General features: G+C 71.3%; 8 protein-coding genes. 4 read left to right on the top strand and 4 right to left on the bottom strand.

Features of this window, described 5'->3' with window-relative positions; translation table 11 throughout:
• Positions 1–31: 31 nt before the first annotated feature.
• Positions 32–3,148 (top strand): efflux RND transporter permease subunit, encoded by a 3,117-nt coding sequence (locus FB157_RS02255; protein WP_145875361.1) that lies wholly within the window; start codon positions 32–34, stop codon positions 3,146–3,148.
• 83 nt (positions 3,149–3,231) lie between these two features.
• Positions 3,232–5,481, top strand: a complete 2,250-nt coding sequence (locus FB157_RS02250) for a protein kinase domain-containing protein (RefSeq protein WP_145875359.1) — start codon at positions 3,232–3,234, stop codon at positions 5,479–5,481.
• Between the two features lie 34 nt (positions 5,482–5,515).
• Here the strand turns inward: FB157_RS02250 and nadA are convergent, their stop codons facing one another.
• Positions 5,516–6,700: a quinolinate synthase NadA gene (gene nadA / locus FB157_RS02245; protein ID WP_145875357.1), complete on the bottom strand. Its 1,185-nt coding sequence runs from the start codon at positions 6,698–6,700 to the stop codon at positions 5,516–5,518.
• 272 nt (positions 6,701–6,972) lie between these two features.
• On the opposite strand from nadA, the gene FB157_RS02235 reads away from it, so the two are divergent.
• Positions 6,973–7,329 (top strand): iron-sulfur cluster assembly accessory protein, encoded by a 357-nt coding sequence (locus tag FB157_RS02235; RefSeq protein WP_145875354.1) that lies wholly within the window; start codon positions 6,973–6,975, stop codon positions 7,327–7,329.
• Positions 7,330–7,424: 95 nt separating this feature from the next.
• On the opposite strand, the gene FB157_RS02230 is transcribed toward FB157_RS02235, so the two are convergent.
• Together FB157_RS02230 and FB157_RS02225 are read right to left on the bottom strand one after the other, a co-directional pair.
• Positions 7,425–9,161, bottom strand: a complete 1,737-nt coding sequence (locus tag FB157_RS02230; protein ID WP_145875352.1) for a hypothetical protein — start codon at positions 9,159–9,161, stop codon at positions 7,425–7,427.
• 99 nt (positions 9,162–9,260) lie between these two features.
• Positions 9,261–9,470: a hypothetical protein gene (locus FB157_RS02225; RefSeq protein ID WP_145875351.1), complete on the bottom strand. Its 210-nt coding sequence runs from the start codon at positions 9,468–9,470 to the stop codon at positions 9,261–9,263.
• 130 nt (positions 9,471–9,600) lie between these two features.
• Between FB157_RS02225 and FB157_RS02220 the strand changes: the two genes are divergently transcribed.
• Positions 9,601–10,575 (top strand): carbohydrate kinase family protein, encoded by a 975-nt coding sequence (locus tag FB157_RS02220; protein ID WP_145875349.1) that lies wholly within the window; start codon positions 9,601–9,603, stop codon positions 10,573–10,575.
• Positions 10,576–10,687: 112 nt separating this feature from the next.
• Here FB157_RS02220 and FB157_RS02215 read toward each other — a convergent pair whose 3' ends face one another.
• Complete coding sequence (locus tag FB157_RS02215) at positions 10,688–12,070, bottom strand: cysteine desulfurase/sulfurtransferase TusA family protein (RefSeq protein ID WP_145875347.1); 1,383 nt, start codon at positions 12,068–12,070, stop codon at positions 10,688–10,690.
• Positions 12,071–12,353 lie beyond the last annotated feature (283 nt).

Raw genomic sequence — 12,353 nt, 5'->3', positions numbered from 1 at the left:
TCTGCCGCTCACGGAAGAGAGACCCCGACCCATGTCCTGGCTGTCGAGATTCAGCCTCGCGCAACGGGCCCTGATCGGCCTGATGTCGCTCATCGCGCTCGTCTTCGGGCTGATCGCGATACCCCAGATCAAGCAGCAACTGCTGCCCACCATCGAACTTCCCATGGTGTCGGTCGTCGCGCCGTACCAGGGCGCCGCACCGGACGTCGTCGAGAAGCAGGTCGTCGAGCCCATCGAGGACAACCTCCAGGGCGTCGACGGCATCACCGGTGTCACCTCCACCGCCGGCGAGGGCAACGCCGTGATCATGGCGTCCTTCGACTACGGCAACGACACCAAGCGGCTCGTCTCCGACGTCCAGCAGGCCGTCAACCGGGCCCGTGCCCAGCTGCCGGACGACGTCGACCCGCAGGTCGTCGCCGGCTCCACGGACGACATGCCGACCGTGGTGCTCGCCGTCACCTCCCCCAAGGACCAGCAGGCCCTGGCCGACCAGCTCGACACGACGGTCGTACCGGCGCTGAAGGACATCGACGGCGTCGGCCGTGTCCAGGTCACCGGCGTCCGCGACCTCCAGGTCGCCGTCACCCCGAACGACGCCAAGCTCGCGCGGGCGGGCCTCACCTCCGCCGCGCTCGGCCAGGCCCTGCAGGCGGGCGGCGCGACCGTCCCGGCCGGCTCCTTCGACGAGGACGGCGCCAACCGCACCGTCCAGGTCGGCGGCGGCTTCACCTCGCTGCAGCAGATCAAGGACCTGATGGTCACCGGCGAGGGCGTCCGCAAGCCGGTGCGCCTCGGTGACGTGGCCACCGTGAAGCAGCAGCCGGCCCCCGCCGACTCCATCACCCGCACCGACGGCCGGCCCAGCCTCGCCGTCAACGTGACCATGGACCACGACGGCAGCGCGGTCGCCATCTCGAACGCGGTCGAGGACAAGCTGCCCGGCCTGCGGCGGGACCTCGGCTCCGGCGCCGAGCTCACGGTCGTCAGCGACCAGGGCCCGGCCGTCTCCAAGTCCATCGAGGGCCTGACCACGGAGGGCGCGCTCGGTCTGCTCTTCGCGGTCCTGGTGATCCTGGTCTTCCTGGCCTCGATCCGTTCCACGCTGGTCACGGCGGTGTCCATCCCGCTGTCGGTCGTCCTCGCCCTGATCGTGCTGTGGACCCGCGACCTGTCGCTCAACATGCTCACCCTGGGCGCGCTGACCATCGCCATCGGCCGGGTCGTCGACGACTCGATCGTGGTCCTGGAGAACATCAAGCGGCACCTCGGCTACGGCGAGGAGCGCAGGGAAGCGATCCTGGGCGCGGTCCGCGAGGTGGCCGGAGCGGTCACCTCCTCCACCCTCACCACGGTCGCCGTCTTCCTGCCGATCGGCCTGGTCGGCGGCATGGTGGGCGCCCTGTTCGGCTCGTTCAGCATCACGGTGACGGCGGCCCTGCTGGCCTCCCTCCTCGTCTCGCTGACGGTCGTGCCCGTCCTGTCCTACTGGTTCCTGCGCGCCCCCAAGGGCACCCCCGAGGACGCCGAGGAGGCCCGCCGCCGGGCCGAGGAGAAGGAGGCGAAGAGCCGCCTCCAGCGCCTCTACGTCCCCGTCCTGCGCTTCGCCACCCGCCGCCGCCTCACCAGCGTGCTGATCGCCGTGGTCGTCCTCGTCCTCACGTTCGGCATGGGCGGACTGCTGAAGACCAACTTCTTCGACCAGGGCGACCAGGAAGTCCTCACGGTCAAGCAGGAGCTGAAGCCCGGCACCAGCCTCGCGGCCACGGACGCGCAGGCCAGGAAGGTCGAGAAGCTGCTCGCCTCCACCGACGGCGTCAAGGACTACCAGGTCACCATCGGCTCCTCCGGCTTCATGGCGGCCTTCGGCGGCGGCACCGACACCAACCAGGCGTCGTACCAGGTCATGCTGAAGGACTCGGCGTCCTACGGCGACGTGCAGAAGCGCCTGGAGGCCGGGCTGAAGAAGCTCGACGGCGTCGGCACGACGACGGTGTCCGCCGGTGACGGCTTCGGCAACCAGGACCTCAAGGTCGTGGTGAAGGCGTCCGACGCGCAGGTGCTCAGCGAGGCCTCCGACCGGGTGCTCTCCACCGTGGCCGGCCTCGACCACGTCACCGACGTCACCAGCGACCTCTCCCAGAGCGTGCCGCGGATCTCGGTCAAGGCCAACTCCAAGGCGGCCGCGGCCGGGTTCGACGACCAGAAGCTGGGCGCCGCGGTCGCGCAGGCCGTGCGCGGTACGACGGCGGCGAAGGCGATCCTCGACGACACCGAGCGCGACGTCGTCGTGAAGTCGGCCAAGCCCGCCACCACCCTGGCCCAGCTGAAGGCGCTGCGCCTCGGCCCGGTGAAGCTCGGTGACATCGCCACCGTCAAGCTGGTCGACGGGCCCGTGTCCATGACCCGTATCGACGGCCGGCGTGCCGCCACCATCACGGCCCGGCCGACCGGCGACAACACGGGCGCGGTCAGCACCCAGCTCCAGTCGAAGATCAAGGCCCTCAAGCTCCCGGCGGGGGCCGAGGCGGAGATCGGCGGTGTGTCCTCGGACCAGGACGACGCCTTCAAGAACCTGGGCCTGGCCATGCTGGCGGCCATCGCGATCGTCTTCATGCTGCTGGTGGCGACGTTCCGCTCGCTGGTCCAGCCGCTGATCCTGCTGGTCTCGATCCCGTTCGCGGCGACGGGCGCCATCGGCCTCCTCGTGGCCACCGGCACCCCAATGGGCGTCCCGGCGATGATCGGCATGCTGATGCTGATCGGCATCGTGGTCACCAACGCGATCGTGCTGATCGACCTGATCAACCAGTACCGCAGGCAGGGCCACGGCGTCGTCGAGGCCGTGATCGAGGGCGGCCGTCACCGGCTCCGCCCGATCCTCATGACGGCCCTGGCGACGATCTTCGCCCTGCTCCCGATGGCGCTGGGAGTCACCGGTGAGGGCGGCTTCATCGCCCAGCCGCTGGCGGTGGTCGTGATCGGCGGCCTGATCTCGTCCACGCTGCTCACCCTGCTCCTCGTCCCGACGCTGTACGCGATGCTGGAGCTCCGCAAGGAACGGCGGGCCAAGAAGCGGGCCGCGAAGAAGGGCCTCTCCTCCCCGACGGAGTCCGCCTCCGAAGAGCCGGAGCCGGCGGGAGTCTGACTCCGGCACCGGCGTCCCCTCCCTCACTGGGCTTTCCTATCCTGTGATCAGGAACTGCTCTTCGGGGGAGGGGGAACGGGGCGGTGGCGTTGCACGAGGGTGACCCCGGGTCGCTCGGCGGATACCGGATCGTCGACCGGCTCGGGGCCGGCGGTATGGGGGTGGTCTACCGGGCGAGGGCCCGGTCGGGCCGCGAGGTGGCCGTCAAGGTCGTCCACGCCCAGTACGCCGAGGACCCGGTCTTCCGGGCCCGTTTCCGGCAGGAGATCGCCGCCGTGCGCAAGGTGAGCGGCGCCTTCACCGCACCGGTCGTGGACGCCGACCCGGAGGCCCCCCGGCCCTGGATGGCCACCCAGTACGTCCCCGGCCGCTCGCTCTCCGCGGACGTTCGCGCCGACGGCCCGCTGCGCGGCGCCGAGCTACGACGGCTCGTCCTCGGCCTGGTGGAGGCGCTGCGCGACATCCACCGGGCCGGGGTCGTGCACCGCGACCTGAAACCGGCCAACGTGCTGATGGCCGACGACGGCCCTCGGGTCATCGACTTCGGCATCTCGCGCGCGGCGGAGAACCAGGCGCTGACCGAGACCGGGCACATGATGGGCACCCCGCCGTTCATGTCTCCGGAGCAGCTCACGGATGCCCGGTCGGCGGGCCCCGCGTCCGACGTCTTCTCGCTCGCCGCGCTGGTCGTCTTCGCCGCGACCGGAAGCGGTCCCTTCGACGCCGACAACCCGTATCTGACGGCGTACCGGGTGATGAACGAGGAGCCGGACCTGGCGGTCGTCAACGAGCCGCTGCGCACGATCCTGTCCCGCTGCCTGTCCAAGGACCCGACCGCCCGCCCCGCCCTGGACACCCTGTCCGCGGAGTTCGCGGCCGCCCTGCCCGAGCAGCCCGACGGCGAGTCCCGCACCGTTCCACAACGTCCTCGGAACCCGGAACCGACCCGCCCTCCGTCGGCCGCCGGACTCGTCCCCGCCGAGGCCGCGTTCGCACCCGACACCCCCACGCCCCGGGCACGCAGTCGTCGGCTGCCCTACGCCGCCGGAGTGGTGGGTGTGCTGGTCACCGCGGTCATGGCCGTTCTGCTCGGGCCGCTCGAAGGCGGCGAAAGGACCGAGGCGAGCACACCGCACCCGGCGACCACCCGATGGGGCGCCCTCCCTGCGCACTGGCGCCCCTGGCAGACGACACTGCACGCGGTCGCCGCCCGCGGCGTCAAGCGTCCCTCGGCGCCAACGAACGGGTCCGACCCCGCCGTGCAGCCGTCCTGCGTGCTGGACGGTGGCTCGGTCTACTGCGGGGGCAACGGGACCCTGCCGGTCCGCGTCGACGCCGTCACCGGCCGCACGCTCTGGCGCGCCGACACCCAGCCGCCGGGGCTCGACCGCGACAACTACGACAGCAGGATCATCGGGGTGCACGAGGGCGTCGTGCTCGTGCACGAGAGCGTCCTGAAGACAGCGGCCAACCTCACGGCGTCCTCCGTCGTCGCGTACGGCGTCGACAGCGGACAGCGGTTGTGGTCCCACCCGACAAGGGTGGGGAGCGCGTCCCCCACGCTCGTGGGTGGCCTGGTCCTCACGCCGGACGGCCTGACCGTGACCGCCCGTTCCCCACGCGACGGTGCCGCGCGCTGGACGATGCTCCTGCCGGCCGGTGGATACCACTGCGACTTCCTCGGCGTGGACGACGGCGTGTACGCGGACTGCACCGGCTACCACACCGCCTCCGGCGCCCAGCGCCTGCTGATCGCCGTCGATCCGGCCGACGGTTCCACGCGGCGGCAGGCAACCGCACCCTCGGTGGTCGCGGACTACGCCGGAACCCTGGACGGACGGCTGGTCTATGTGGGCAGGCGCATCAACGACCCGACGGCCGGCGACAACCCGTACGCCCGCGTCGAGGTGATCGACCCGCGCACCGGCACCCGCGAGACCCGCACCCTGTCCGAGGAACACCTCGGTCGGGCGGCGATGGTGCACGGGGTGCTCTGCTTCGCGGCCTCGGACGGCCGGATGAGCGGCGTCTCACCGGTGACCGGTAAGGGCGTGTGGCAGACCGCGACGACCCTTGAGCAACCGGCCGCGCCGGTCGCGGACAAGCGGAGCAGCGTGTTCATGTACAGCGCGAGCGGCCGGGTCGCCGCGCTCGACGCCCGCACCGGGCGCCTGCTGTGGGAGTCCCATCCCCGCGCGGGCAGGGTGCTGAGCGGCGACTACAGCTCGCCGGAGCTGTTCGTCAACGGCGGTTCCCTGGTGGTGGCGACCCCCGACGGCACGCTCTTCACAGTGGATCCGGCCCACCCCGAACGGAAACCGGCGTCGACATGACGGACGCACGCCGACGCCGGACTCCGTCGGACGGCTACGGCAACGCCAGCATCCGCTCCAGCGCCAGCTTGGCGAACGCCTCCGTCTCCTTGTCGACCTCGATGCGGTTGACCGGCTTGCCCTCGGCCAGGGACTCCAGGGCCCAGACCAGGTGGGGCAGGTCGATGCGGTTCATGGTCGAGCAGAAGCAGACCGTCTTGTCGAGGAAGACGATCTCCTTGCCCTCGGGAGCGAAACGGTTCGCCAGGCGGCGGACCAGGTTCAGCTCGGTGCCGATGGCCCACTTGGAGCCGGCCGGAGCGGCCTCCAGGGCCTTGATGATGTACTCCGTCGAGCCGACGTAGTCCGCCGCGGCCACGACCTCGTGCCGGCACTCGGGGTGGACCAGGACGTTCACGCCCGGGATGCGCTCGCGCACGTCGTTCACCGAGTCCAGGCTGAAACGGCCGTGGACCGAGCAGTGACCGCGCCACAGGATCATCTTCGCGGCCCGCAGCTCGTCGGCCGTCAGGCCGCCGTTCGGCTTGTGCGGGTTGTAGACCACGCAGTCGTCCAGGGACATGCCCATGTCCCGCACCGCGGTGTTGCGGCCCAGGTGCTGGTCGGGCAGGAAGAGGACCTTCTCACCCTGCTCGAAGGCCCAGTCCAGGGCGCGCTTCGCGTTCGACGAGGTGCAGATGGTCCCGCCGTGCTTGCCGGTGAACGCCTTGATGTCGGCCGAGGAGTTCATGTACGAGACCGGCACGACCTGCTCGGCGATGCCCGCCTCGGTCAGCACGTCCCAGCACTCGGCGACCTGCTCGGCCGTGGCCATGTCGGCCATCGAGCAGCCGGCGGCCAGGTCCGGGAGGACGACCTTCTGGTCGTCGGACGTCAGGATGTCCGCCGACTCGGCCATGAAGTGCACACCGCAGAAGACGATGTACTCGGCCTCCGGGCGCGCGGCCGCGTCCCGGGCCAGCTTGAAGGAGTCGCCCGTGACGTCGGCGAACTGGATCACCTCGTCGCGCTGGTAGTGGTGGCCGAGCACGAAGACCTTGTCGCCGAGCTTCTCCTTGGCCGCGCGGGCGCGCTCGACCAGGTCGGGGTCGGACGGCGAGGGCAGGTCACCGGGACACTCGACGCCCCGCTCGCTCTTCGGATCGGCCTCCCGGCCGAGAAGCAGGAGGGCGAGCGGGGACGGCTGTACGTCGAGCTCCGGGGTCTGGGCGGTGGTCACGTCACGCACCCTTTCTACTTTTCGTCTAACTGACGCTATCTATCATAACTGGTTCACGTCACTTTGACGATGGCCATAGCGTCGATGTGACGTGAATCCCGCCCGGGTCCCCCGGGTCCCTCTTCGGGCCGCTGTCCGCCCTCTCGGGCATGTGCGAGCATGAGGTCGGTAGGAAAACGCGACCACGCGAACGCCCGGCCCGGAATGAATCCGCGGAAACGCCGGTTGCACTGGTCGGCAAGCAGTCTCCGTACAACCCGGGAGAGATGTAGATGTCCGTATCGGACGAGACCACCACCGTCACCGACGGCATCGTTCTGACCGACGCCGCAGCGTCCAAGGTCAAGGCCCTGCTCGACCAGGAAGGCCGTGACGACCTCGCCCTGCGCGTCGCCGTCCAGCCCGGCGGCTGCTCCGGCCTGCGCTACCAGCTCTTCTTCGACGAGCGCTCGCTCGACGGCGACGTGGAGAAGGACTTCGGCGGGGTCAAGGTCGTCACCGACCGTATGAGCGCCCCCTACCTGGGCGGCGCCACCGTCGACTTCGTGGACACGATCGAGAAGCAGGGCTTCACGATCGACAACCCGAACGCGACGGGCTCCTGCGCCTGCGGCGATTCCTTCAGCTGAGCCGGCCACGGCCTGACGGCCGAACCGGTCACAGCCTGACGACGAAGGCGGCGACCCCCTCCGGGGGGCCGCCGCCTTCGTGTGTCCGGGGGGCGCTACCGGGCCTGGGGCAGCACCACGCCGGACTTCGCCCTCGGGATCTGCGCCCCGTCCGGGCCGACCACCTTCCGTCCGTCCAGCGGCGCGTCCAGCCGTACGGTCCTCACGTACATCCGGGCCATGGCGACACAGACGTTGTCCGGCCAGACCTTCTCGGTCACCGTCACCGTCACCCGGTCCGCGCTCTCCTTGGCCGCCGCCTTGTAGTCGGCGCACACCCCGCCCGAGAAGCTCACCTTCAGCGCGCGGCCTTCGGCGGTGTAGCCGCCGACCTTCACGTCATGCGTCTTCGGCGCCGAGGACGGCGAGGACGGCTCCGGGGACGGCGCCGCGTCCGACGGCGAGGTCAGGTACTTCGGGTCCACCGCCGGATACGCCACCGTGAAGGTGCCCCGCGCAGCCGACCCCCGCACCTCGAACAGCCAGGACGGCACCAGCGTCTGCCGCCCGGCGACCGAGTGCGCGGCCAGCCCGAACACCGCCTTCTCTACGGTGACCGCGGCCGCCCCGGACGCCGTCGTGGACGTGCCGCACGGCTGCTCCAGCCGGTTCTTCAGCGGGACGGGACTCGCGCAGCCGCCGATGCCCATCCGGTGCCCGTGCTCGTGCCCCGAGTTCATCAGCGCCAGCGTCTTCTCCGCGCCGAGCACGGGGTACGTGTTCCCCTCGGCCGGCGCGACCAGCAGCCCGTGGCCGCCGACGACGTCACCCTGCTTGTCGACGGTCAGGCCGGTCGTCCAGCCGTAGGTGGGCAGCCCGCCCACCACCGGATCGGCGTTGACCACCCGCTGGGCGCCCATGATCTGGCCCGCGTCGACCTTCGCGTCGTCCTGCCCGAGCGCCTTCAGCACCGGCGCCGCCGCCTTCTCGGCGACAGCCACGCTCACCGGCTCGCCGGCCGGGGCACCCGGGTCCTGCACGCAGACGGTGATCTTCTTGCAGTTGTCGGTGCCGGGCGCGTACCGGCTGAAGGTCCAGCTGCCCGGGGCGTCCCTGGTGACCCGGAGCGTCGGCCCGGAGCCGTCCTTGCCGCCGACCCGCCAGCCCGGTCCCTCGGCCACCGGCGTGCCGTCGACCCCGAGGGCCTTGGCCAGCCGGGCCACGTCGTCCTTGCCGACCTCGCCCTTCGGCGCGTACACCGGCGCCGAGCCGGGACCCTCGGCCAGCTTCCCCGCGGCCACGTATGTCGCCCCGTACGGATCCGGCTCACCCGGCGCGATGCCGCCCGTTCCGCCCTGCGTCCAGCCGTCCAGGACGAGGGGCGGGGGAGTACCGCCACCGCCGGACCCGCCGGCGCCCGTACGGCCGTCCGAGGAGTGGTTCGCGGAGAGGATCGCGCCCCCGCCCCCGACCAGCAGGACGGCCGCCGCGACCGAGACCACGACCATGGGGGAGCGCCGCCGCCCGGACCGCTCGCCGGTGCCGGCGTCACCGGCCTCGAGGACCTCGCCGATCTCAGGGGCCTCGTCGCCCTCGCCGACCTCGTCGTGCGGGGTTCCGGCACCCTCGCCGCTCCCCGGCACCGCGGAGACGCCGGAGGCCTCAGGGGCGTCGGAAGACTCAGGGGCGTCGGAGGTCTCCGCGGTCAGGGGCTCCTTCGCGGTCAGGGCTTCCTTCGGGGCCAGGGAGTCCTTCGAGACGTCCGGGGCCCCGGGCTCCTCGGCGCTCTCGGTCGCGTCGGAGACCGCGGAGACCTCGGGCTCCTCGGAATTCTCAGGTCGCTCGGTGTTCACCGCATCGCTCCTCGCTGGATCGCGTCCCACGCCCCCGGCACGGGGGACGGCGATGGGACGGGTGAGGGGAGCGTGCGGTTCCCGCGGTACGGCCGGGCGTCAGTCGCCGTAGTCCGACATGGCGTCCAGCAGCCGGGCGGACCTCTTCGGCACCGTCACCCCGTGGATCAGCGACGGCGGCACCGGGCGGGAGTCGGCGTGCCGGGGAACCGTCCAGTGCGGGGCCATCCGGGCGCAGTCCCCGCGCAGCGAGGCGAGGTCACCCTCGAGATCGGCCGGAGCGGAGGAGTGGACCTTAAGGTTCGTCATGATGGCACCGTAGGCATGCCGAGCCTCGCGAAGAAAGATCTACTATCGGGTAGTTTTGCCAGCTTCAGTGGCTGCCCATGAGCGGGTAGCGTGAACTGTCAATCCAGCCTCCCGCAGGAGAATGCCTGTCGTGCGCATCGCAGTCACCGGCTCCATCGCCACCGACCACCTCATGACCTTCCCCGGCCGCTTCGCCGACCAGTTCGTCGCGGACCAGCTGCACACGGTCTCGCTCTCCTTCCTGGTCGACAATCTGGACGTTCGCCGGGGCGGCGTCGGCGCGAACATCGCCTTCGGCATGGGCCAGCTCGGGACCAGGCCCATCCTCGTCGGAGCCGCCGGCTTCGACTTCGACCAGTACCGAGCCTGGCTGGACCGCCACGGCGTGGACACCGACTCGGTCCGTATCTCCGAGACCCTGCACACCGCCCGCTTCGTGTGCACCACCGACGCCGACCACAACCAGATCGGCTCCTTCTACACCGGTGCGATGAGCGAGGCCCGCCTCATCGAGCTGAAGACGGTCGCCGACCGCGTCGGCAGCCTCGACCTGGTCCTGATCGGCGCCGACGACCCGGAGGCGATGCTCCGCCACACGGAGGAGTGCCGCTCCCGGGACATCCCGTTCGCCGCCGACTTCTCCCAGCAGATCGCCCGTATGGAGGGCGAGGAGATCCGGATACTGCTGGACGGGGCGACCTACCTCTTCTCCAACGAGTACGAGAAGGGGCTCATCGAGTCCAAGACCGGCTGGACCGACGCCGAGATCCTCTCCAAGGTCGGCCACCGCGTCACCACGCTCGGCTCGCGGGGCGTGCGCATCGAGCGGGCCGGCGAGGACCCGATCGAGGTCGGCTGTGCCGAGGAGGAGCGCAAGGCCGACCCCACGGGCGTCGGCGACGCCTTCCGCGCCGGCTTCCTCTCCGGCCTGGCCTGGGGGGTCTCCCTGGAGCGCGCGGCGCAGGTCGGCTGCATGCTGGCGACCCTCGTCATCGAGACGGTGGGGACACAGGAGTACCAGCTGCGGCGAGGACACTTCATGGACCGGTTCACCAAGGCGTACGGGGACGAGGCCGCCGAGGAGGTCCGTACTCACCTGGGCTGACGTCCGCCTCCCGGGCGCGGGTGCGTGGGGGCCGGTCGCGCCCACGCGGCGGAGCCGCACATCGGCACAGACCCGCGCCCCTTCCCGGGGGGCTCGCCCCCCGGCCCCCTCTTCAGCTCACCCGGCGGACCACATAGGCCGAGCCCTTTTCCGCAGGCTCCTCGCCCAGGTACTCCTGCCCCCGCATCTCGCACCACGCGGGGATGTCCAGCCGGGCCGCCTCGTCGTCCGAGAGAACTCGCACCGTGCCGCCCACCGGCACGTCCCCGATCACCTTGGCCAGCTCGATGACCGGGATCGGGCACCGCTTGCCGAGGGAGTCGACGACCAGTTCCTGCGCGCGGACCACGGTCACGGTCGCCGGGGCGGGCGCCCCCAGCTTCTCCCGCACCCCGGCCACGGCTCCCGGCAGCACCGCCAGGAACCGCTCCACGTCCTCCTCCGCCACCCCGGACGGCAGCGACACCCGCACATTGCCCTCGCTCAGCACCCCCATCGCCCTCAGCACATGGCTGGGCGTCAGCGTGCTGCTCGTGCAGGACGACCCGGACGACACGGAGAAACCCTCCCGGTCCAACTCGTGCAGCAGGGCCTCTCCGTCGACATAGAGACAGGAGAAGGTGACGATCCCCGGCAGCCGCCGTTCCGGATCGCCGACCACCTCGACATCCGGCACCAGCCGCGGCACCCGCAGCCGGATCCGCTCCGTCAGCTCCCGCAGTCGTACCGCTTCCTGGGCCGCCTCCGCCCGTACCGCACGCAGGGAGGCCACGGCCGCGACGATGGCCGGGAGGTTCTCGAACCCGGCGGCGCGACCCGACTCGCGCTCGTCCACGGGAGCTTGCGGCGCGAACCGCACTCCCTTCTTCACGACGAGCAGTCCCACCCCCGAGGGCCCTCCCCACTTGTGGGCGCTCGCCGCCAGCAGCGACCAGCCGCCTTCGACCGGCCCCCACCCCAGCGACTGGGCGGCGTCCACGAGCAGCGGCACTCCCGCCGCCCGGCACACCTCGGCCACCTCGGCCACCGGCTGCACGGTCCCGACCTCATGGTTGGCCGACTGCAGACAGGCCAGCGCGGTGTCCTGCCGGAGCGCGGCCGCGAAGTCCGACGGGGCGACGGCTCCCGCCCGGTCGACGGCCACGGTGCTCACCGAGCCGCCCTCGGCCTCGAATGCTTCAGCCGAATGGAGTACCGAGGAGTGTTCGACGGCGGACACGATCAGGTGGCGTCCCACCCGCCGCCGCCCGGCCAACGCCCCCGCGACACCGGTGTGTACGGCCCGCGTCCCGGACGGCGTGAACACCACCTCGTCCGCCCGGCACCCCACCGCCTCGGCCGCCGCCTCCCGAGCCGCGTCGAGCAGCATCCGCGCCCTGCGCCCCTCCCGGTACAACCGAGCGGGATCGGCCCACCCTTCATCCAAAGAGGCCAACAATGCCTGGCGGGCAACGGGATGGAGGGGAGCCGCGGAAGCAGCGTCGAAGTAGGACACCCCTCAACGTTAAAACTTCGGTGAGGGCAACCACCGCAGGGGCGCGAGGAACGGCGCGACCAGCGACAACGCACCCGGCACCCGCCCGCCAAACCGCGACAACCCGAGCTATTAGGCGCCCAATCCCACCCCTACGGAGTGATAGGCGGCGCGTATGCCACCCTCCCCGCGAACCCCCGGAGGGCGTCGGCTAGGGTTTGGTCCGCATAAACATCCAAACCCCTGCCCGACGCAGGGCGGCGACCGACCAGCGAGAAGGCCGCAGCCGAACCGCGCGGGCGAG

Source organism: Streptomyces sp. BK340, from assembly GCF_007827595.1.
Lineage (GTDB): Bacteria > Actinomycetota > Actinomycetes > Streptomycetales > Streptomycetaceae > Streptomyces.
This window is presented reverse-complemented; position numbering and strand designations above follow the sequence as displayed.